Raw genomic sequence first — 21,971 nt, forward strand, 5'->3', positions numbered from 1 at the left:
GACCGCATATGCGTCGGCCCCCACCCGGACTTCAACTGCAGCGGCCTTGTCGCGATCGATCAACTGTTCGCGGTACGTCGGCCGTCTCAGTGCAATCAGTCGTTGCGCTCGCCCTTGATGAAGGCCTCGACGCGCGCGCGGCCCTCGGTGTCCTCGATCTGGACGGGCGGGGACTTCATCAGGTAGCTCGACGCGGAGATGATCGGGCCGCCGATGCCGCGGTCTTTGGCGATCTTCGCTGCGCGGATGGCGTCGATGATGATGCCTGCCGAGTTGGGCGAGTCCCAGACCTCGAGCTTGTACTCAAGGTTCAAGGGGACCTCACCGAACGCGCGACCTTCGAGGCGGACGTACGCCCACTTGCGGTCATCGAGCCAGGCGACGTAGTCCGACGGCCCGATGTGCACGTTGCGGTCCTCTTTCTTGCCGCCGAGCGGACCGGAGAGGTTGGAGGTGACGGCCTGCGTCTTCGAGACCTTCTTGGACTCGAGGCGGTCGCGCTGCAGCATGTTCTTGAAGTCCATGTTGCCGCCGACATTCAACTGGTAGGTGCGGTCCAGGATGACGCCGCGGTCCTCGAAGAGGCGGGCGAGCACGCGGTGCGTGATGGTCGCGCCGACCTGGCTCTTGATGTCGTCGCCGACGATGGGTACGCCAGCGTCCTTGAACTTCTGCGCCCACTCGGGGTCGGAAGCGATGAAGACGGGAAGTGCGTTGACGAACGCGACACCGGCGTCGATGGCGGCCTGCGCGTAGAACTTGTCCGCCTGCTCCGAACCGACGGGCAGGTAAGAGACGAGAACGTCAACCTTCGCATCGCGCAGCGTCTGCACGACGTCTACGGGCTCGGCGTCGGACTCGTCGATGGTCGCCGAGTAGTAGTCACCGAGGCCGTCGAGGGTCACGCCGCGCTGAACGGGAACGTTCAGGGGCGGGACGTCGGCGAACTTGATGGTGTTGTTCTCCGAGGCCGAGATCGCCTCGGACAGGTCGAAGCCGACCTTCTTCGCGTCAACGTCGAACGCCGCCACGAACTCCACGTCGGACACGTGGTACTCGCCGAACTGAACGTGCATCAGGCCCGGAACGGTGGTGTTGGGGTCTGCGTCCTTGTAGTACTGAACACCCTGAATAAGCGACGATGCGCAGTTACCGACGCCAACGATGGCGACGCGGATGGAACTCATCCTTGCTCCTTGACTTCAGTGCCGGGATTTTTGCCCTCGGCGTTGTTGATACGAGCGTGACGACGGTCGCGCTCAGTGTTGATAAGGCTGTCGAGCCAACGGACCTCGCGCTCCACCTGCTCCAGACTGTGCCGGCGCAGCTCGGACGCGAACTCGTCCAACCGGTTCGCATGCTCGGAACTGGAACTACGTGCTACTTCGAGCCGTTCGGTGAGCCGAGCACGTCGACCCTCCAGAATCCTGATCCGAGTCTCAACGTCGGTGAGGCTGAATAGCGCGAACCGGACGTCGAAGTTCTCGTCCTCCCAGGCCGCGGGGCCGGAAGAGGCGAGCACCTCGTGAAGGTACTCCTTGCCATCCGCAGTGAGCTGATACACCACCCGGGACCGCTTCGCGGTCAGCGCGTGGGGCGGCAGTTCGTTGGACTCCTGGCCCTCGATCAGGCCGCGACTCGCGAGCGTCTTCAGGCACGGATACAACGATCCGTAGCTGAGAGCGCGGAACGAGCCAAGCAGCAGGTTGAGTCGCTTGCGCAACTCGTATCCATGAAGCGGAGAGTCTGCGAGCAGCCCAAGGATGGCGGTTTCGAGCGTGGCCGAACGACTACGCACTTCACCCCCCTTTCGATGCAGGACTGTTATCAGACGCATAAGACGATACACCATCACGATGTATCGACTCGATACATCGTCGCATTGCATCGAAAGCGCGTCGCGTAGTGCCGACCAGTGCTCGCGCACGTGAAGATCTTGCGAAGCATCCGCGTCGAGCTCGCAAATCTATAGCGCCGGGTCAATGGAAACTCACACAAGCGGGATGTCACAGCGTAGGGTTTTGCGTGGTGCAGTGCGAGCAAACCGGGACGATTCCAATCGCGACGGAGGGCTCGTCCATGATGAAAGGCAGAACGTGGCAGATTCCCCCTCCCAAGGACCGAAGCGGGTCTCAACCCGGCGGACCGGGACCGGAACGAATCAGAGTGGGTGGCAGCCCACGCGAGGTGCGGCCCGGCAGAACTCTGCGAATCCAGGCCAGGCGAATCCAGGCCAGGCGAAGCCGTCCCCCGGCGGGCAGGCGAAACGCACCACCGTGCGCGACGACGCGCGCCTCGGCCGCGCCAAGTCCAGCCGCCCTCGTGACATCAAGGATCTCAAGGGCCGCGCCAAGCGCAAGGCCATCCGCAAGGAGCACGGCTTCTTCAACTATCCGCGCGGCCACATCAGCGGATTCCGTCGCTGGCTGCCCAGTTGGCGAGTACTGCTCGGCACGGGCATCTTCGTCCTCCTGCTCGGCATCGGCGGGCTCGTCTGGGCCTATCAGAGCGTCGAGATCCCGAACCCCGAGCAGTTCGCCACCGCGCAGAAGACCACCGTCTACTACGCCGACGGCAAGTCCGTCATGGGCGAATTCGCTTCGCAGGACCGGGTCATCGTCGATGGCGCCACCCTCCCCGAATACGTCGGCCAGACCTTCGTGGCCGCCGAGGACCGCACTTTCTATCAGAACCAGGGGATCTCCCCGCCCGGCATGGCCCGCGCCCTGATTAACAACGTCACCGGCGGTGCGCGCCAGGGTGGATCCACGATCACGCAGCAGTACGCCGAGCGCTACTACCTGGGCGAGACCAAGACCTACAGCGGGAAATTCAAAGAGGCCATCCTGGCGGTGAAGCTCGCGCAGCACCAGGACAAGGACGAGATCCTCAGCAACTACATGAACACGATCTACCTCGGCCGGGGCACGTACGGGATCGAGAGCGCGGCGAAGCGGTACTTCGGAATCAGCGCGTCCGATCTCACCCTGGAGCAGGCGGCACTGATCGCGGGAATCGTCCCAAACCCCACGAACTGGGACCCACGCGTCAACCCGGAGAAGGCGGAGAGCCGCTGGAACTACGTCCTGGACGGCATGGTGACCCTCGGCTGGATCACGCAGGCGCAGCGGGACGCAGCCGAATTCCCCGAAACCATTGAATACCAGCGCTCCGACACCTACCGCGGTACGCGCGGCTACCTCCTGGAAATGGTCCGCTCCGAGTTGATCAACCGCGGGGGCCTCACGGACGAGGAGATCGACACGCGCGGCCTGCGCGTCGTCACCACGATCGACAAGGCCATGCAGTCCGACATGGTCGACACCGTTAAGGCCATGCCGGAGGACACGCCCAAGAACCTGCGGCCGGCGCTGGTCTCGCTCGACCCCGACTCCGGCGCGATCAAGGCGCTATATGGCGGCAAGAACTACCTGAAGCAGCAGTACAACAACGTCACCCAGGGTGCCGCGCAGGCCGGGTCGACCTTCAAGCCGTTCGCGCTGCTCGCCGCCGTCGAGGATGGCATCTCGGTGCAGAACGAATACTTCAACGGCAATAACTCGCGCACAATCGACGGCTTCGAACGGCCGGTCGTGAACTTCGGCAACGCCAGCTACGGGAACGTCAACCTCATGCGCGCCACCGCACTGTCGATCAACACGGCATACGCCCAACTCAACGTCGACATCGGACCCGAGCGAACCATGGAAGCCGCGATCAGCGCCGGCATCCCCGAGAGCACGAGCGGCCTGAATGCCCTGCCCAGCAACGTGCTCGGCACGGCATCGGTCCACCCCCTGGACCTGGCCAATGCCTACGCCACCATCGCCTCGGGCGGAACCTACCGCAGGGCGTTCATTGTGGACGAGGCCTCCGAGGTCCTCTCGGGCGACGTGGTCTACAAGGGCAAATCCAAGGACAAGAAGGCATTCGACGAGGATGTCACCGCGACCGTCACCAACGCCATGGCCGGTGTCGTCGAGTGGGGAAGCGGCAAGACGGCGACCGCCATCGGCCGTCCGGCCGCGGGAAAGACCGGAACCTCGAGCGACAACAAGTCGGCGTGGTTCGCCGGCTTCACTCCGAACCTGGTGACCGTGGTCGGCCTCTATCAGGTCGGCGATGACGGCTCCGAGGTGTCTATCGAGCCGTTCGGGGGCTATTCCGAGATCACCGGCGGTACCGTCCCCGTGGACATGTGGACCTCCTACATGACCGAGGCGCTCGCGGACCTTCCGGTGGTGGATCTGCCCGAGATGCCCGCCGAGCAGAAGTCGGCCCCGACCGAGACTGAGGGCGGCGGACTGGGCGATGGGGACAGTGAGGAAGACACGCAGGTCGCAGTCCCGGGAGGACTCGTCGGAACCTCGGCGGACAAGGCGCAGTCCGCGCTGGAGAAGGCCGGGCTGAAGGCCGCGATCATCGAGGAGTACTCCGACAGCGTGAAGGCGGGCGTCGTCATCTCCGCCTCCGCCAAATCGGGTAGCAAGCTCGAGCGGGGCGACACCGTGCGACTGGTCGTCTCGCTCGGCCCCAAGCCCAAGGAACCCGAACCGGAGGACACTCCGGAGCCCACGAAGCCTGGCAATGGCGGGTCTACGACCCCGCCGCCGACGACCGGGGGCGGATCCGGGAGCACGGGCGGCTCGGGCTCGGGCGGGGACGAGGGCGATCCGGGTGGCGATAGCTCGAATCCGGGCGGCTCGGGCACCGGGGAGTCCGGCGCCACGGGATAATCGTCCCGCCCTGGAAATCAGAGTGAATCCTGCGGTAGACTGGCCGACTGTCATGTGTCGATTGCGCGCCATCCTGGGCCGCAACTCGTCATTGACGACGCATCAGTACCCTCCTGTCACGGAAATACCGTGACCACATGAGTCCATAGGAGGTGGGTTAGTGAGCCTGCGTCAGTACGAAATCATGGTCATCCTCGACCCAGGTGTTGAAGAGCGTACGGTTGCTCCTTCGCTCGACAAGTACCTGTCCGTCATTTCCAAGGAGGGTGGCACCGTCGACAAGGTCGATATCTGGGGCCGCCGTCGCCTTGCCTACGACATCAAGAAGAAGGCAGAGGGCTTCTACGCCGTCGTCGACTTCACCTCGACTCCCGCAACCGCGAAGGAACTCGACCGTCAGCTCGGCCTGAACGAGTCGGTGCTGCGCACCAAGATCCTGCGTCGCGAAGTCTGATCTCGACTCAAGTCCAGTGGGTGATGCCGCAGTGCATCGCCGAAACCCCAAGGAGGACCCATGGCCGGTGACACCGTTATCACGGTCGTCGGGAACCTGACCGCCGACCCCGAACTGCGTTTCACGCCGTCCGGGGCCGCCGTCGCGAACTTCACGATCGCGTCGACGCCGCGCATCTTCGACCGGCAGGCGAACGAGTGGCGCGATGGCGACACGCTGTTCCTGCGCTGTTCGCTGTGGCGTGAGGCTGCGGAGAACGCGGCGGAGTCGCTGACCAAGGGCTCGCGCGTTATCGCACAGGGCCGCCTGACTCAGCGCAGCTTCGAGACCCGCGAGGGCGAGAAGCGCACCGTCGTCGAGCTTCAGGTCGATGAGATCGGCCCGTCGCTCAGGTCGGCGACCGCCAAGGTCACGCGCGCTCAGCGTGGTGGCGGCTACAGCGGTGGCTCTGGCGGTGGCAACTTCGGCGGCGGTGGTGGCAACTTCGGTGGCGGCGCGGCCGCTAGCGAAGACCCGTGGGGCTCGTCCGCTCCGGCCTCGGCCGGTGGCGGCATCGACGATGAGCCGCCCTTCTAACGGGCGATCACACCCATCGATTCGGTCGAATCATCTCCTCGTGTCGCGCTGATGCGCGCCGAGACATAAGTATTTGCTGCGCGGCCCCGGCCGCGCGGCGCACACACATGAAGGAGCATCACGATGGCAAAGCCCGTCGTTCGTAAGCCTAAGAAGAAGTCGAACCCGCTGAAGGCAGCGAAGATCGACGTCGTCGACTACAAGGACACCGTCCTGCTGCGTAAGTTCATCTCTGACCGTGGCAAGATCCGCGCACGCCGCGTGACCGGTGTCTCCGTGCAGGAGCAGCGCCAGATCGCTCGCGCCGTGAAGAACGCGCGCGAGATGGCCCTGCTGCCGTACTCGTCGTCCGCTCGCTGATAGAAACGGAAGAGACATCATGGCAAAGCTGATTCTCACGCACGAAGTTACCGGCCTCGGAGAGCCCGGCGATGTTGTCGAGGTCAAGGACGGTTACGCGCGTAACTTCCTGATCCCGCGCAAGCTGGCCACCCCTTGGACCAAGGGCGCGGAGTCGCAGGTCAACGCGATCCGCAAGGCTCGCAAATCCCGCGAGATCGCCAGCCTCGAGGACGCTCGCGCAGTGCGCGACTCACTCCAGGCGAAGCCGTTCACCGTGACGGTCAAGGCCGGGCCGGCTGGCCGCCTGTTCGGTGCTGTCACCACCGCGGAGATCGCCGACGCGATCGCCGAGAACGGACCCAAGGTCGACCGCCGCAAGATCGAGGTCGGTCAGCCGATCCGCAACCTGGGTGACTACTCGGTTTCGGTTCGCCTGCACCCCGAGGTCGCCGCGAACGTGACCGTCAAGGTCGTGGCGGCGAGCTGATCCAGGCCGCTTAGGCGGTTTCGCGCTGGCCCGCGTTCATCCTCTTGGGGATGGACGCGGGCCAGCGCTTTTTGTTTTCTCACGCTGGACGAGTCCTCTGTCGCATTGGCCCCATGGCAACGAACTGGGGCGGGTCCCGCTCCCGATCGGCGAGGCGCGGGGAACTGCCTTTGCCCGGACCGCGCCGTGCGGGTCCGGGTTGGCGCGTCAGGCGCGCGAGGCGCCGAGGACGAGCCATTCGGTGCCTCGGGCACGCAGGCCGGTGGCTAGGGCGCGCAGACCCATGAACCAGCCGCCGAACGCGATCCACAGCCAGACGAGTCCCGCGGTGGCGCTATCGGCGAGGTAGTGCACGGCAAGCACTGCTGGCAGATACCCCAGCAGCGTCCACATGCCCGCCCAGGCGAGGTAACGTCCATCGCCTGCACCGATCAGTACGCCGTCGAGCACGAACACGTAGCCCGCTAGGGGCAAGAATGCCGCACAGGCCAGCAGGGCAGGCCAGGCGGCGGCGCGCACCTCGGGGTCGGCACTGAACACTCCCACCAGCAGCCAGGCGGACGCGGCAAGCAGCGCTCCGCAGATCGCCCCCACGACGATGCCCCAGTGGATCGTCCGGCGCAGAACTGCGCGTGCGCCGTCCTCGTTTCCCTCTCCGAGCCGCACGCCGATCAGCGCCTGGGCGGCGATTGCCAGCGCATCGAGTCCGTAGGCGATCAGGTTCCAGATGGACGTGACGATCTGGTGCCCGGCGAGTGCCGTCGCGCCGAGCTTGGTCGCGACGAATACGGTGACGAGGATGGCCGCGCGCAATGACAGCGTGCGGATGAACAGCGGCATCCCGGTTCCGATGGAGCGCGTTATGCCTGCAAGGTGCGGGCTGCGGGAGACCTCGTACGTGCTCGCCAGCCGGGAGACGACCAAGCCCGCTGCTCCGCCCATGCCCAGTTGGCAGACTGCGGTGCCGATGCCCGAGCCCGCGATTCCGAACCCCAATCCCAGGACGAGCAGCCAGTTGGCCAGCGCATTCGCTCCCGCTCCGGCGATCGTCAGGACGAGCGGCGTGCGGGTGTCCTGAAGTCCGCGTAGCACTCCGGTCGCGGCGAGCATGAGTAGCATGCCGGGCAGGCCGACGGCAGACCAGCGCAGGTACACTGTCGCGTCCGTGAGCACCTGGCCCTCGGCACCGAGCGCCCGCAGAATGGGCTCCGCAAACATCGCGAGCAGGCCAGCGATCAGTACGCCCGTGCCGAGCGCGAGCCACAGGCCGTCGATGCCCACTTGTACGGCATCGCGTCTGCGTCCCGCACCGAGGTACCGGGCGACGGACGAGGTGGTCGCGTAGGCGAGGAAGACGCACAGGCCGACGACGGTCAGGAGTACCGTCGAAGCGATCGACAGCGCTCCGAGCGCACTGGTTCCGAGCCGGCCGACGATCGCGGTGTCGGCGAGGACGAAGAGGGGCTCGGCGAGCAGCGCGCCGAGGGCTGGAACCGCGAGACGGGCGATGGATCGATCGACGTCGCGGCGCCGCGCGCTCCACGGATCGAGATTCTGCACAATCAATTGTCCATCCACACGCGGCTTCGGCTGAATTCCCGGCGAGTCGCCTCGAAATTGCTCTCTCAGTCAACAACCCGGCCATGTTTTCCCCACCGCTGTCCACAGGCGGCGAGGAACGACACGCGGATGAATGGGCGGGTATCCCCACGGTTGTGGAAAACTCTGTGGATCGTCCATTTGGCTGGAGGACGGAGCCGTGCCTAAGGTAGCGCAGGGCAACCACTCGAAAAGTGTCGTATGCGACCGGTACAGTGGGTCGCGCAGAGACATTTATGCAGGTCAGGGGGCATTTTCCCGCTGACTTCGCGAAGAGGGTGCTCGGTGAACGGCCCGGAAATGCGAATCGAACCCCGGGCCGTGATGCATATCGAATAAATACACCGCAGCCTGTGGGTATTAGGTGGATGACGGAGGCTCTCATGAGTAATTCTGAGTATGGCGAGCCGTTTGACGAGCCCTCGAACGAAGGTCCGGGCCGCACTCCTCCACAGGACGTCGCCGCAGAACAGAGCGTGCTCGGATCGATGCTGATCTCGAAGGACGCGATCGCCGACGTCATCGAGGCGGTACGCGACAGCGACTTCTACCGGCCGTCACACGAGATCATCTACAGCGCGATCACCAACCTGTACGGCCGCGGCGAACCCGCTGACGCGATTACGGTCGTCGACGAACTGACGAAACGCGGCGAACTCGGTCGCATCGGCGGCGCAACCTACATCCACGACCTGATCGCGATGGTTCCCACCGCGGCGAACGCCGGATACTACGCGCGAATCGTCCGGGAGCGGGCCATCCTGCGGCGCCTCGTAGAGGCCGGAACCCGCATCGTGCAGATCGGCTATGCCGCCGACGGCGGGGACGTCGACGAACTCGTGAACAATGCCCAGGCCGAGGTCTACGCGGTCACCGAGACCCGCGCGACCGAGGACTACGTCGTCCTTGGGCCGGTCGTTGATCAGACCTTCGACGAGATCGAGCGCATCGCCCAGAGCGGCGAGGGAATGGCGGGCGTGCCAACGGGCTTCGACGACCTGGACTCGCTCACCAACGGCCTGCACGCCGGCCAGATGATCGTCATCGCCGCCCGGCCCGCGATCGGCAAGTCCACGCTGGGCATCGATATCGTTCGGTCCGCCGCGATCAAGCACAATCAGACGGCCGTCGTGTTCTCCCTCGAGATGTCGCGCACCGAGATCGCCATGCGCCTGCTGTCGGCCGAATCCGAACTCTCCCTGCAGAAACTGCGCACTGGGCGAGTCGACGCGAACGACTGGAGCCGTCTCGCGAACACGCAGAAGAGGATCGCCGACGCCCCCCTTTACATCGATGACTCGCCCAACATGTCCCTCATGGAGATCCGCGCCAAGTGCCGCCGGCTCAAGCAGCGCCACGACCTGAAGCTCGTGGTGATCGACTACCTCCAGCTGATGACTTCCGGCAAGCGCGTCGAGTCCCGCCAGCAGGAGGTGTCAGAGTTCTCCCGGGCCCTCAAGCTCCTCGCCAAGGAGCTCGAGGTGCCGGTGATCGCGATCTCGCAGCTCAACCGTGGCCCCGAGCAGCGAACCGATAAGAGGCCGCAGATGAGCGATCTGCGTGAGTCGGGCTCCATCGAGCAGGACGCCGACATGGTGATCCTGCTGCACCGCGAGGACGCCTACGAGCCGGAATCCCCTAGAGCGGGCGAGGCGGACCTGATCGTCGCGAAACACCGTAACGGCCCTACCGCGACCATCGCGGTGGCCTTCCAGGGCCGTTACTCGCGCTTCAAGAACATGGCGCGCGACGCATCCTTCGGCGGGTAGCCGCCGCCGGTACGCGGTGGTGGGTGATCGACGAGTCCTCGGTTGGCCCTGCCGAAAGTCCGTGCGACGTGCCCGCATCGCGGGACAGCCGGGCGCGGAATCGGTCAGGCCCGGAATCCGTCAAGCGGAATCAACCGGCCGTCGTAGTGGTTGAAAAGTGACGTGACTACGACAGACTCTCCAGCCCGCGCCATCGAAATCGACATCTGGGCGGACATCGCGTGCCCCTGGTGCTACATCGGCAAGCGCCGGCTGCAGACCGCTATGGATCAGGTCCGAGCCGAGAACCCCGCCGCGCAGTTCCTCGTCCGCTATCACGCGTTCCTGCTCGATCCGTACGCGAAGCCCGCCGATGGCCGCACCGAGGCGGATGTCCTGGCATTGAAGTTCGGTGATCGCGGGGCCGCCATCAAGGCGCTCTCCCAGGTCACACAGGTCGCGGCCCAGGAGGGGCTGACGTTCGACTTCGACGCCCTCGTCCCCACCACCACGCGACCCGCCCTGCAAATGCTGGCATACGCGGCCAGCGCGGCGGCCGATCGCCAGGCGGAGCTCGCCGAGGCGCTATACCGCGCCCACTTCAGCGAAGGTCAGGATGTGGCCGACGTCGAAGTGCTGATCGCGGCCGCCGCAGACATAGGAATCGGCGAGGACGAGGCGCGCCGTGCGCTCGATTCTGACGAGGCAGCGGATGCAGTCCAGCGCGATCTGGCGCAGGCCACCGAGCTGGGCATCACGGGCGTGCCGTTCTTCGTCCTGGACGGAAAGTACTCAGCGTCCGGCGCGCAGCCGGCCGAGCTTTTCCTGAGAGCATTCCAGGATTTGCAAGAGGCGTGACTATCCGGGCGTTAGCGGGGACAATGGGAAGCATGTCCCAAGGCGTCAGATTTGCAGTTATCGGTTATGGCGGCTCCGGACGGGGTATTCACGCCCGGCTCATTCGCGAAGCGGGCTCGCGGGTTACGGCCGTCGTCGTGCGCAGTCCCGAACGGAGGGCGCAGGCTCTCGCGGACTGGCCGGACGCGCAGGTGTACTCGTCGATCGAGAACCTGATTTCCTCGGGCGGCGGCTTCGACGCGGTTGTCGTCGCGTCGCCCTCGGGGAACCACGTCGATCACGCAACGCAGTTGATCAACGCCCGCATTCCCTTCGTCATCGACAAGCCGCTGGCCCCGACGGCCGATGAGTCCGCTCTCGTTCTCGCGCACGCGCGCGAGAAGCGGGTGCCGTTTACCGTCTTCCAGAACCGGCGGTGGGATCCGGAGCAGCTGACACTGAAGTCGCTGATCGACGCGGGCGACCTGGGTGACGTCCACACCTTCGAGCGCCACTGGGAGCGCTGGCGCCCGGTGCCGCAGCAGCGGTGGAAGGAACTCGATCCGGTCGCCGGCGGGCTGCTACTCGATCTCGGCACGCACCTGGTGGATTCGGCCACGCAACTGTTCGGCCGCGTGCAGTCGGTCTACGCCGACCTGCGCTGCCTGACCACGCCCGTCGAGGACGATGTCTTTCTCACCCTGCACCACGCTCCCCAGGGCGACAAGCCCGGCGTGATCTCGCGCCTGTGGGGCGGCGCTCTGGTCGGTGCGCCGGGTCCGCGCACGCGCGTGCTCGGATCCAAGGGTGCGTACCTGGTGACGTCTTTTGAGGGCGAGGCGTCGCCCTTCACGGTCTTGGACGAGGCCGCCACCGCCGATACCGAGGGATGGCTCGTCACGGGCGACGAGCGTCGCCTGGTGACGCGCGCCCCCGGCGGGCACGTCGATTTCTATCACGCGGTCGTGGCGTGGCTGACCGCGCGCGGCCCCATTCCGGTGCACCCTGCCGATGCGGTGCGCACCGCCGAGGTGCTCGACGCGGCGCGCATCAGCTCCCGCGAGGGCCGTTGCGTCTCGGTCCGCGCGGACTGATGCCGGAACTGCCTGAGGCCTCAGCGGCGGTCCGCGCAGCTGAGGCTTAGCCGCGTCCTGGCCGGCGAATGCCGGAACCACCTCAGCGTCCGCACCGCCGCTGCCGGCTCGGTCGGGGCCATAACTGTGCCGTACGGGGTGTGAAATACAGGTCGCTCGACGGCGCTAACGTGGTGCGAATCGGGATGGCCGCTACTAGACCGGTGGGGCCGCGGGGCTGTTCGCGCGGTGGTGGAGTTCGTCCGTGACGTCGCGCAGCGCCTGGCGCAGCGCGACGATCGCAGGATGGCCACCGCTGCCGTCCCGGACACCGGTCAGTAGCCGCCGCTGCGGGTTGCCGGGGAGCGGCACCAATCGCACCCTGGGAGTCTGGCTCAGCCAGAGCAAATCGGGGACGAGTGCCACCGCGTGACCAGTCTCGACGAGGTGGAGATGCAGCAGGATGTCCGTCGACACGAAGGGCACATGCGGCGTGAATCCCTGTTCCTGCATCAGGGCGATCGCCCATCGGCCGAAGGCGGAGGACTCGTTCTCTAGCACCCAGGGCGCGCTGGCCAGGCCGGCGAGAACCGCGCGGGGATCCGACCACGGACCCGACATCGGCAGGGCGGCGCGCAACGGATCCAGGGTCAGCAGATCCCACTCGATGCCTGCGGATCCGCGGATGGGCTGTCCCGGGTATTCCTCCCCGAGGATCAGGTCGTATTCGTGGCTGAGCAGGCCGCCTACGGCGTCAGGCTCGTCGTATTGGGTGACCTCTATCTGCAGTTCCGGGAAGCGCTGCGCGAGCAGCGTCAGGGTCTCGGGGACCAGCGTGAGCAGGACCGACTGGAAGCAAGCGATGCGCATGCGCCCGCCGACCTCACCCAACGAGGCTGCGAGTTCGGCCTCGGCCTGCTCGAGTTGGGCGATGACGATTTCGGCATGATTCGCGAGGATCTCGCCCTGCCTGGTCAGCCGCAGGCCCCGGCCAACGCGCTCGGTCAACGCGACGTGCGTCTCGGCCTCGAGTGCCGATAGCTGCTGAGATATCGCGGACGGCGTGTAGTTGAGGATGTACGCGACCTCCGCCAGCGTGCCGTGGCGACGGAGTTCCAGGAGGATGCGCATGCGGGGGACGCTAAGCATGTAGCAATCCTAATGAATATCGTGAAGAAACATTCGCTGGACTTACTGTAGGCGGCGGATCATCCTTATCTGGTGACGCGAAAGTACTACCTAGCCCTTGCCATGCTCTTCGGCGCGACGATCACCACCCAACTCGGCGCGGTGACCGCTACGCGTCTCTTTGACGACCTCGGAGTCCTCGGAACGGCCGCGGTGCGCCTGGCCATCGCCGCCGTGATCATCATCGCGATCACGAGGCCCGCCATCAGCGCCTGGACCAAGTCCACCTGGATCTCCGTGACCGGCCTCGGCATGGCGATGGCTGGCATGAACGCCAGCTTCTACGCCGCCATCGATCGCATCCCCCTCGGGATCGCCGTCGCCACGGAACTGCTCGGTCCGTTGCTGCTCGCCACGTTGCTCAGCCGGAAGGCGTCCCATTTCGTCTGGACCGGACTCGCGATGGGCGGCGTGATTACCCTCGGCCTCGCCGATGGCGTGGCCGGATCGCTCGATCCGATCGGCCTCGCGTTCGCCGCGGCGTCGGGAGCCTGCTGGGCCCTATACATCCCGCTGCTCGCACGCGTCGGCCGCGTCGACCCGGGCGTAGGTCCGCTCGGCATCGCCATGGGAGCCGGTGCGCTTGTGCTGCTGCCGTTCGGCGCCGGGGGGATCGTGGCCTCCCTCGGCAGCCCGTCACTGGTCGGCTGGGCGGCCGCGACCGCCCTGCTCGGTGCCCTCCTGCCCTACGCGATGGAGCTCATGGCCACGCGTCACATGCCGTCGCGCGTCTTCAGCGTGCTCGCCGCCCGCGAGCCGGTCATCGCGGCGTCGATCGGGCTCGTGCTACTCGGCCAGGTCCTGCCCGTCACGGCCGTGATCGCGATCGGCGCGGTTGTCGTGGCCGCCGTAGCCACGGCACTGAGCGGGCGAGAGGCCGCGATCGAGAATGCGGTCTCGGCTGACGACGACCTCACGCCGCCTGAGCCGCTCGGGCGCCGCAAGATATCCGAGGACGAGCCCGCCCCCGCGCTCGAACTCGCTGCGTAGGCGACTTCACCGGGGAGATCGCCCTACCGGATCGGGTAGGGCGACCACGACAGCACCCTTGCGCACGAAGCGTGTCGCCAAGCGATGCCCGCCCGCGCTAGCATGTGTCACATGACAACAGCGCATCTCCGAGCCGGAGCATGGTGGCCCGCCTCCTAGGCGGCCTTGCGTTGATCAGTGTGAAGATGAAAGCGACCGCCCCCGCTGGCGGTCGCTTTCGCGCATCTTGCCGGGGACGAGTCCGGACCGAAGGGACACATCAGCCGTGACTGATTCACTGCTCACCCGGATTCTCTCGGAGAACCCGCCCGCCGCGTATGCGCTGCTCGCACGGCAGGAAAGGGGCACGCTGGAAGTGCTCGTCGGCGATGTCGCGGACGTCGACACCCTCGCCGAGATTCCGCTGCACGGCCCGAATGGCGCGGCGCAGCAGGTGCTGACGCTCGTACCGTTCCGTCAGGTGCGCGAGCGAGGCTACGCGGCAATCGACGACGGCGCTCCGCTGCGTTGCCTGATCGTGCGCGAACGCGAGGAGATCGACCTGCCGGCCGCCACTGCACTCCTACCCGCGGACCTCCCCACCCTGACGCCCCATGGCTTCGACGTGAGCGATGAGGACTACACCGGCACCGTTCGCACGGTGCTCAAGGACGAGATCGGGCAGGGCGAGGGCGCCAACTTCGTGATCCGGCGTGACTTCGTGGCGCAGGCGGAGGGGTCGCCCTCCGCCTTGGCGCTAGCCACCCTGCGCCGCCTGCTCGAACGCGAGCGCGGGGCCTACTGGACGTTCGCGGTCGTGACCGACGGCGTCATCCTGGCGGGCGCCTCCCCCGAGCGTCATGTCTCGGTCAAGGATGGCGTTGCCGCCATGAACCCGATCTCGGGCACGTATCGTCACCCGAAGGGCGGCGTCGACCCGGCGGTGTTCAGCCAGTTCCTCCTCGACACCAAGGAGGTCGAGGAACTGTTCATGGTCGTGGACGAGGAACTCAAGATGATGTCCGAGGTCTGCGCCGACGGTGGCGTGGTCGAGGGCCCCTACCTGAAGCAGATGTCCCGCGTGACGCACACCGAGTACATCCTGCGCGGTCACACGAGCCTGGACGTGCGGGACGTGCTGCGCGAGACGATGTTCGCGCCGACCGTCACCGGCTCGCCGATGCAGAACGCGTGCGCGGTGATCGCCCGCCACGAGCGCCGCGGACGAGGCTACTATTCGGGCGTGGCCGCGCTCATCACGCCGGAGGGCGACGGCTTCGAACTCGACGCCCCGATCCTGATCCGCACCGCGCAGATCTCTTCCGCCGGTGAGGTTCGCGTGAGCGCGGGCGCCACGCTGGTGCGCCACTCGTCGCCCGAGGGCGAGGTAGCCGAGACCGCAGGCAAGGCTGCGGGGCTGCTCGGGGCACTCGGCCTCGAGGCCGCGTACCTGGCCGGGTTCGGCGCAGGCGTGCCGGCTGTCCCCGTGCCACCTGAGGCCGTGGACGAGTATTCCTCGTCCGCCAGTCGGACGGTGCCCGATGCGGCGGCTGCCGCTAGTGCGGACGTGATCCTGGCCGATGACCCGGTGATCCACGGCGCGCTGCAGGCGCGCAACAAAATGCTCGCGCCGTTCTGGCTCGCAGAGCAGGCGCCGAGCAGGACGCCCGATCTGGCCGGTCGCAACGTGGTCGTTGTGGACGCCGAGGACAGGTTCACGACGATGCTCGCCCACCAGCTGCGTCACCTCGGGATGAACGTGCGCGTCGTACCGTGGAGCGACGTCGCCGAGGATGGCGAGCTGAAACTGCCCGACGACGTCGATTTCCTGGACCTGATCGTCTCCGGCCCTGGCCCCGGAGACCCGACCGACCTATCTGAAACGCGTATCCGTCGGCTGCGCGCACTCGCTCAGCGCCGGATGCGCGATCGCGCGCCGCTCGTCGCGGTGTGCCTGAGTCATCAGGCCGTCGCGACCGAGCTTGGTATTCCCTTGGCTCGACTCGACGAGCCGCGCCAAGGCGTTCAACTCGAGATCGACTACTTCGGCACACCCGCGCGAATCGGCTTCTACAACACCTTCACCGCGCGCGTTGCGCCCGGTTCGAAGCCGATCCTGCCAGTGACGGGTGACGCTGAGGCGGCTGTCGACCCCGCCACCGGCGACGTGTTCGCCTTGCGCGGGCGGGGGCTCGCAACCCTGCAGGGGCATGCCGAGTCGATCCTCTCGATCGACGGCCTCACGATCCTCGAACGCATGGTTCGCCACGCCCTCGCCTAGATTGCACGGGCCTCTCCGCTCGCGCCCTCGCGGGCGGCGGTAACGGTTGGTGGCGGTTTGGGGTCGTTGGAGTCGTGTGGGGGCCACTACTAAGTACCCGAGAGGCAGATCAAGGTGGTGGAGGCTGGGCCCGTCAGGCATCGCCGCGAGGAACACGGCGGCCGAGAGCGGCACCGGGAAACTCGTCCTAACCCGGCCGCCAAACCGCACCGAATAATGATGGGATGACAAGCGTCGACGGCGATCGCGAACTACAGCGAGCCCTGAGCAACCGGCACCTCCAGCTCATCGCCATCGGCGGGGCGATAGGAACGGGTCTGTTTATGGGCTCGGGCAAGACGATCTCGCTCGCGGGTCCGTCCGTGCTACTCGTCTACGGCGTGATCGGCTTCATGCTGTTCTTCGTGATGCGGGCGATGGGCGAGCTGCTGCTCTCCAATCTGGGCTATCGGTCATTCCGCGACATCGCCAGCGACATCCTCGGCCCGTGGGCCGGCTTCTTCACCGGCTGGACGTACTGGTTCTGCTGGATCGTCACGGGCATCGCGGACATCGTGGCTGTCGCCGGCTATGTCGCGTTCTGGTTCCCCGACCTGCCCAGGTGGATCCCGGCGGTCTCGATGATCCTGCTGCTGCTCGCGCTCAACCTCGTCACGGTCAAGCTGTTCGGCGAACTCGAGTTCTGGTTCGCGCTCGTCAAGATCGTCGCCATCGTCGCGCTCATCGTGACCGGTGTCGTCATGCTCGCCATCGCCTTCCAGTCGCCGGACGGGCATCGGGCCACGCTCGCCAACCTTTACAACGACGGCGGTGTCTTCCCGCACGGGTTCATGGGGTTCCTGGGCGGCTTCCAGATCGCGCTGTTCGCGTTCGTCGGGATCGAACTCGTCGGCACCGCAGCGGCCGAGACCAAGGACCCGGAGCGCAACCTGCCCAAGGCCATCAACTCGATCCCGTTGCGCGTCGTGCTGTTCTACGTGGGTGCGCTCGCAATCATCATGGCGATCACGCCGTGGCGGGAGATCGAGCCGGGCAAGAGCCCATTCGTCGCGATGTTCGCGCTCGCGGGGTTGCCCGCGGCCGCGGCGATCATCAACTTCGTGGTCCTGACATCGGCCGCCTCGTCCGCGAACAGCGGGATCTTCTCCACGTCGCGAATGCTCTACGGCCTGGGACACGAGCGCGATGCCCCGCGCAGGTTCACCCGGCTGTCCGGGCGCAGCGTGCCGGCCAATGCGCTCGTCTTCTCGTGCGCCTGCCTGATCCCCGGCGCCGCCCTGCTCTACGGCTCGAACTCGATCATCGAGGCGTTCACGCTGGTGACGACCGTGTCGGCGCTGCTGTTCATGTTCGTGTGGTCCATCATCCTGGTGTCCTACATCGTCTACCGGCGGCGCCGCCCCTCGGATCACCTCGCATCGAAGTTCAAGATGCCCGGCGGCGTCTTCATGTGCTGGGTCGTGCTCGCCTTCTTCGCGGCGATGCTCGTGGTGCTCGCCCTGTTCGATGACACCCGGGTTGCGTTGCTGGTGACGCCGATCTGGTTCGCGATCCTGGCGGTGGCATGGGCGTTCATTCAACGCCGTCGAACGGTGAGTTCCTTGTAGGACGGTGGTCCTTATCTTGAGATGTACGGACTAGTTTCCCAGACGAAACGATTCGCTTGTGGACGCGCGCAAATCCGACGGGTTAGGCTCGACGTACAGATATGACAACGTTGTCTGATTAGGTTCGGCGCTTGGACGCACATCGCACGCCACGGTCACTGATGACATGCCGGCGGGCTCTTCCCTGCAATTCGGGGAGCAGAGGACGGCATCCAGCGGTCGTCTCTCATCAGTTCTGATCGAAACGCGAGACAAGGACCAATGAAGGTGTTGAGCAAACGTGTTGTGGCGCTAGCGATCTCGCTGGTCCTACCGCTGGGCGCAGGCCTCGCGCTCGCGGCACCCGCATCCGGCTGGACCGGCATCCCCGGCGGCGACCTGTCGGCGGGCCGAACGGGAATCGGCCAGCTCGCGCAGGTCATCGATGCGACATACGGCTCGCTGTCCGACCGGGTCCGCCCCAGTGGTTACGCACCGACCTCCGTCAACGGCGGCTACGGCGGAATGTTCGTCCGCGATTCCGCCATCCAGGCGATGGCCATGCAGTCCGCGGGTGAGGAGGACAAAAGCCGAGCCGTGCTGCAGTACATCGCCTCATACGGCGGCGTGCGCGGTCTCGAACGTGCTCCTCGCTACCTGCCCGATGAGAAGTACGAAACCCGTGCCACCATCCCGTACGCGCAGGGCAACCCCCAAACGCCCATCTTGCAATACACGACGACATCGGACGCCCTGTTCAAGGTCAATGCCCCAGGCAATGCCGCTGCGCAGTCGTTCGTCGCCAGCGACGACACGATCACCAGAGCCGAGTTCGCGTTGCTGAACAAGGGTGCCACGACAGCGACGGTCACCGTGGACCTGCGCAGCGATTACGCGAAGGAGAACTCGTCCATCGCTCGGATCCAGGCGAGCGTACCCACCTCAGGTACCACCCCCACGTGGGTGTCCTTCGACTTCGGCGACCAGCCCGAACTCGTCATCGGCCGCACCTACTATCTGGTGATCCAGGCGACGACGGCCGCCGGGGACGTTCAGTACTGGGGGACCGTCGGCGGAGCGGGTAACGACACGCGCGCCTACAACTACGACGGGTATTGGCGTACCGGCCCCGACCGGGGCGCCTTCAGGCTCTACGCGCCCGTGGGCGGACAGGTCGGACCGGAGCAGTCGCAAGGCGATGCGGACGGATCGGCCTTCCGCGTGAGCGCAGGAAACAAGGTCGCGCAGCCCTTCAAACTGCAGGACTCGACGCTCGCCTCCGTGGCCGTGCGCGCCTGGGCGGATGCCGGGGAGACCGGCACGGCCAGGGTGACAGTGCGCGCATCGCGCGATGGGTCGGAGATCGCCCACGGCGTCATCGACGGTGCCACGCTTCCCATCCAGAGCGCCGCGCAGTGGATCTCGGTTCCGCTGACGGTCGACCAGCCGTCCGCAGTGACCACCGGTCAGAACTACGTACTGCAGATCGAATCGACGAACTCGACCGAGCGCATCGCCGTCGACGGCTCGCACACGGTTGCCAGCCCGCCCGGAGCGATGTGGAACTACGAGAACTCATCGTGGTCCCAAAGCGACCGGACGCTCGCCTTCGCGGTGAACTCGTCCGGCGCCCCCGGCGCGGCGGCCGACCCGACGCAGGTCGTCGCACGCGTTGGCGGTGACACGCAGATCACGCAGCAGCTCACCGTCGGTTCCCCGCTGACCGGGTTCGAACTGTTCCTGGGTGCGGGCTCGGGGACGAGTGGCGAGGTGGTCGCCACGATCTCCGACGATGCGGGCTGGACTCGAACGGCCACCATCGCGACCTCCGCCCTGCCCGCCACCGGAAGCTGGCAGCGCATCGAGTTCCCGACCGTGGGCGTGACCGGCGACAACCACTACCGGCTCACTCTCGCAGCACCGCAGTCCGCGACGGACTCGATCGCCGTCTATGGTGTCCCGGACGCCACCGGCGGCGTGGCGGACTCGTTGAATCAGGCCGCGGGCACCGCCGAGGCGACAGCGCTCGACGCGGCCATCGCCCTGCGCGCCCTCTCCCTGTCCTACTCGGGGGAGAGCATGGAGAACCAGACCGACGGCCACTACATGTACCTGCTCGCTTGGGCACGCTACATCAACGCCTTCCCGGGTGACACCTCGTTCATCGACGAGACCTACCCCATCGTGTCGGCCTGGGCGGACTACTACCTCACCGACGAATACTGGAACGATTCGACAAACCCCAAGACCGGCAAGCAGATGAACCTGCTGTTCAACCCGCTGCTCGAACACTCGCGCAGCCAGCAGCACTTCCCGGCCTACGACCTGATCACCAACGTGTTCGCATCGCAGGCGCTGCATGAGCTGGCGGAGGTGGCCCGGCTCGTGCCCGGGCAGGAAGTCGCTGCCCAGGACTGGCAGGAGTGGTCCGAGAAGATCACCCAAGGCATCAACGACAACCTGGTGGTCGAACGGACCGTCAACGGCCAGGTGAAGAAGATCTACCGCGAGTTGTACGCGGTGGCCGGCGGCGCTAGCCCCGCGAAGTCCGGTGCCCTGTCGGCCTACGACGGGTTCACCTGGGTCAACCTCGCGCCCATCGCCGCGGACTGGTCCGACATCGACCTGAACATCATGGCGAACACCTACGAGGCCTACCTCGAGACCGGCTCCTACGACTGGCCCAAGCCGGGCGGCGGATACTGGAAGATGCTCAACGCCTGCTCGAGCGCCGGGCCGGATGCCGGCGGCACCTGCAACGATGTTGCGGAGGTCATCGGTAAGGGACTCGGCTGGGAGTTCGCGCTGGTCAAGCGTGTCGGCGGGCAGGTTCTCGCTGATCGGCTGCCGGTGCTCACCGACTTCGTGATCGCCAAGACGCCCGGCCTGCTGCTGCAGGAGTCGTTCTACCCGGACGGCCGTCCCAAGGACGCTGGGAACCAGGAGCAGACGTCCTGGTGGATCTGGGGAGCGCTGCAGGCGTATCCGCGTGCGGCCATCGCGGGCAGTACGCCCACCATCTCCGGCGTGACGGCGGTAGCGCAGGCGCTCACCGCAGACGCTGGAGCCTGGTCACCGCAGAACGCGCAATTGTCGTACCAGTGGTTCGCAGAGGGTGCCGCGATCTACGGCGCGACGAGCCCGACCTTCACGATCCCCGCCTCCCTGGTGGGCAAGCGACTCTCCGTGCGGGTCGTTGGGGCGCTCGCCGGATACGACCACGCCACCAAGGAATCCGCCGCCACTGAACCGGTCAGCAGTCAGGCCGTCGCGTCCTCGGTGCCCACGATTGCGGGCGATGCGAAGGTCGGTGCCGCGCTCTCCGTGAACCCCGGGACATGGGGTGAGGGGGCGACCCTGTCGTATCAGTGGTTCGCGGACGGGGCGGCCATCGCTGGGCAGGACGGGGTGACCCTTGCGCTGGGTCAAGACCTTCTTGGACGAGTGATCACGGTGACCGTGACCGGAACCAAGAGCGGTTACGCCACGGTCATCCGGGAATCGTCCCCCACGCAGGCAGTTCGGGCTGCAGATCCTGGAAGGCCCACTCCGATCATCACCGCGGGTACGGCGAAGGTCCAAGGATCCGCGCGCGTCGGTGATCGGGTGAGCGTCGATGCCGGGCTGTGGCGTCCTGCCGGTGTCAGCCTGTCGTATCAGTGGCTCGCGAACGGTTCTGTGGTCGCGGGTGCGACGAGTTCGTCGTTGACTGTTCCGACTGGTGTCGTGGGCAAGCGACTCTCCGTGCGGGTGACGGGTACGCTCGCCGGTGCGACCACGGTATCCGTCACCTCCGCCGCCACGTCACCGGTTGCGAAAGGCAAACTCGTCGGCAAGAAGCCCAAGGTGACGGGCAAGGCCAAGGTCGGCAAGAAGCTCAAGGCCACGGTCAAGGCGTGGGGTCCCGGCAAGGTGACGCTGTCCTACCGCTGGTATGCGAACGGAAAGCGGATCAAGGGCGCGACGAAGAAGACCCTCGTGGTCAAGAAGAAGTGGCGGGGCAAGAAGGTGACGGTGCGGGTGACGGGCAAGAAGCCCGGTTACACGACCGCGACCGCGAAGTCGACGGCCAAGAAGATCCGCAAGTAGTGCCCC

16 protein-coding genes are annotated in these 21,971 nt (G+C 66.2%); 12 read left to right on the plus strand and 4 right to left on the minus strand.

What is annotated here, in order from left to right; translation table 11 throughout:
• Nucleotides 1-95: 95 nt before the first annotated feature.
• Complete coding sequence (locus FB461_RS11125; protein ID WP_142122113.1) at nt 96-1,187, minus strand: inositol-3-phosphate synthase; 1,092 nt, start codon at nt 1,185-1,187, stop codon at nt 96-98.
• Entirely contained in the window at nt 1,184-1,798 is a 615-nt protein-coding gene (locus FB461_RS11130) for a PadR family transcriptional regulator (protein WP_142122115.1), read from the minus strand. The genes FB461_RS11125 and FB461_RS11130 overlap by 4 nt, the downstream gene beginning before the upstream one ends.
• 298 nt (nt 1,799-2,096) lie before the next feature.
• Between FB461_RS11130 and FB461_RS11135 the strand changes: the two genes are divergently transcribed.
• The 5 genes from FB461_RS11135 (at nt 2,097) to rplI (ending at nt 6,595) form a co-directional block, all read left to right on the plus strand.
• Nucleotides 2,097-4,736 (plus strand): transglycosylase domain-containing protein, encoded by a 2,640-nt coding sequence (locus FB461_RS11135; protein ID WP_170222736.1) that lies wholly within the window; start codon nt 2,097-2,099, stop codon nt 4,734-4,736.
• Nucleotides 4,737-4,902: 166 nt separating this feature from the next.
• A complete protein-coding gene (gene rpsF, locus FB461_RS11140) occupies nt 4,903-5,190 on the plus strand; it encodes a 30S ribosomal protein S6 (RefSeq protein WP_211349918.1) in 288 nt (95 codons plus the stop codon).
• Between the two features lie 60 nt (nt 5,191-5,250).
• Nucleotides 5,251-5,766, plus strand: coding sequence for a single-stranded DNA-binding protein (locus FB461_RS11145; protein ID WP_142122120.1), 516 nt, complete (start codon nt 5,251-5,253; stop codon nt 5,764-5,766).
• A gap of 123 nt (nt 5,767-5,889) precedes the next feature.
• Nucleotides 5,890-6,126, plus strand: a complete 237-nt coding sequence (gene rpsR / locus FB461_RS11150; protein WP_142122122.1) for a 30S ribosomal protein S18 — start codon at nt 5,890-5,892, stop codon at nt 6,124-6,126.
• Nucleotides 6,127-6,145: 19 nt separating this feature from the next.
• The gene (gene rplI, locus FB461_RS11155; protein ID WP_142122124.1) at nt 6,146-6,595 is read left to right on the plus strand and encodes a 50S ribosomal protein L9; all 450 of its coding nucleotides are present in this window, start codon (nt 6,146-6,148) and stop codon (nt 6,593-6,595) included.
• 207 nt (nt 6,596-6,802) lie between these two features.
• Here the strand turns inward: rplI and FB461_RS11160 are convergent, their stop codons facing one another.
• Nucleotides 6,803-8,155: an MATE family efflux transporter gene (locus tag FB461_RS11160; protein WP_142122126.1), complete on the minus strand. Its 1,353-nt coding sequence runs from the start codon at nt 8,153-8,155 to the stop codon at nt 6,803-6,805.
• Nucleotides 8,156-8,577: 422 nt separating this feature from the next.
• On the opposite strand from FB461_RS11160, the gene dnaB reads away from it, so the two are divergent.
• The 3 genes from dnaB to FB461_RS11175 all read left to right on the plus strand — a co-directional run bounded on the left by dnaB (nt 8,578) and on the right by FB461_RS11175 (nt 11,873).
• On the plus strand, nt 8,578-9,963 hold the full coding sequence (gene dnaB / locus FB461_RS11165) for a replicative DNA helicase (RefSeq protein ID WP_142122128.1): 1,386 nt from the start codon (nt 8,578-8,580) through the stop codon (nt 9,961-9,963).
• 162 nt (nt 9,964-10,125) lie between these two features.
• Nucleotides 10,126-10,800: a DsbA family oxidoreductase gene (locus FB461_RS11170; RefSeq protein ID WP_170222737.1), complete on the plus strand. Its 675-nt coding sequence runs from the start codon at nt 10,126-10,128 to the stop codon at nt 10,798-10,800.
• Nucleotides 10,801-10,832: 32 nt separating this feature from the next.
• Nucleotides 10,833-11,873 carry a Gfo/Idh/MocA family protein gene (locus tag FB461_RS11175; RefSeq protein ID WP_342776132.1) on the plus strand — a complete coding sequence of 347 codons (1,041 nt, stop codon included), beginning with the start codon at nt 10,833-10,835 and terminating at the stop codon, nt 11,871-11,873.
• Between the two features lie 195 nt (nt 11,874-12,068).
• On the opposite strand, the gene FB461_RS11180 is transcribed toward FB461_RS11175, so the two are convergent.
• Nucleotides 12,069-13,001: a LysR family transcriptional regulator gene (locus FB461_RS11180; protein ID WP_142122134.1), complete on the minus strand. Its 933-nt coding sequence runs from the start codon at nt 12,999-13,001 to the stop codon at nt 12,069-12,071.
• Nucleotides 13,002-13,073: 72 nt separating this feature from the next.
• Between FB461_RS11180 and FB461_RS11185 the strand changes: the two genes are divergently transcribed.
• From FB461_RS11185 to FB461_RS11200, 4 genes are all read left to right on the plus strand, one after another.
• Complete coding sequence (locus FB461_RS11185) at nt 13,074-14,030, plus strand: EamA family transporter (RefSeq protein WP_142122136.1); 957 nt, start codon at nt 13,074-13,076, stop codon at nt 14,028-14,030.
• A gap of 265 nt (nt 14,031-14,295) precedes the next feature.
• A complete protein-coding gene (locus FB461_RS11190; protein WP_142122137.1) occupies nt 14,296-16,290 on the plus strand; it encodes an anthranilate synthase family protein in 1,995 nt (664 codons plus the stop codon).
• 224 nt (nt 16,291-16,514) lie between these two features.
• Nucleotides 16,515-17,897 carry a D-serine/D-alanine/glycine transporter gene (cycA, locus tag FB461_RS11195; protein WP_142122140.1) on the plus strand — a complete coding sequence of 461 codons (1,383 nt, stop codon included), beginning with the start codon at nt 16,515-16,517 and terminating at the stop codon, nt 17,895-17,897.
• A 261-nt stretch (nt 17,898-18,158) separates the two neighbouring features.
• Entirely contained in the window at nt 18,159-21,965 is a 3,807-nt protein-coding gene (locus FB461_RS11200) for an alpha-L-rhamnosidase-related protein (protein WP_142122142.1), read from the plus strand.
• Nucleotides 21,966-21,971 lie beyond the last annotated feature (6 nt).

Origin of the sequence: Rarobacter faecitabidus (genome assembly GCF_006716265.1) — a bacterium.
Lineage (GTDB): Bacteria > Actinomycetota > Actinomycetes > Actinomycetales > Cellulomonadaceae > Rarobacter > Rarobacter faecitabidus.

What these genes read in the sequence shown, in the direction of transcription:
- FB461_RS11125 (WP_142122113.1), bottom strand. Translation starts at nt 1,187, where the DNA reads ATGAGTTCCATCCGCGTCGCCATCGTTGGCGTCGGTAACTGCGCATCG.
- FB461_RS11145 (WP_142122120.1), top strand. Translation starts at nt 5,251, where the DNA reads ATGGCCGGTGACACCGTTATCACGGTCGTCGGGAACCTGACCGCCGAC.
- rpsR (WP_142122122.1), top strand. Translation starts at nt 5,890, where the DNA reads ATGGCAAAGCCCGTCGTTCGTAAGCCTAAGAAGAAGTCGAACCCGCTG.
- rplI (WP_142122124.1), top strand. Translation starts at nt 6,146, where the DNA reads ATGGCAAAGCTGATTCTCACGCACGAAGTTACCGGCCTCGGAGAGCCC.
- dnaB (WP_142122128.1), top strand. Translation starts at nt 8,578, where the DNA reads ATGAGTAATTCTGAGTATGGCGAGCCGTTTGACGAGCCCTCGAACGAA.
- FB461_RS11175 (WP_342776132.1), top strand. Translation starts at nt 10,833, where the DNA reads ATGTCCCAAGGCGTCAGATTTGCAGTTATCGGTTATGGCGGCTCCGGA.
- FB461_RS11180 (WP_142122134.1), bottom strand. Translation starts at nt 13,001, where the DNA reads ATGCTTAGCGTCCCCCGCATGCGCATCCTCCTGGAACTCCGTCGCCAC.
- cycA (WP_142122140.1), top strand. Translation starts at nt 16,515, where the DNA reads ATGACAAGCGTCGACGGCGATCGCGAACTACAGCGAGCCCTGAGCAAC.
- FB461_RS11200 (WP_142122142.1), top strand. Translation starts at nt 18,159, where the DNA reads ATGAAGGTGTTGAGCAAACGTGTTGTGGCGCTAGCGATCTCGCTGGTC.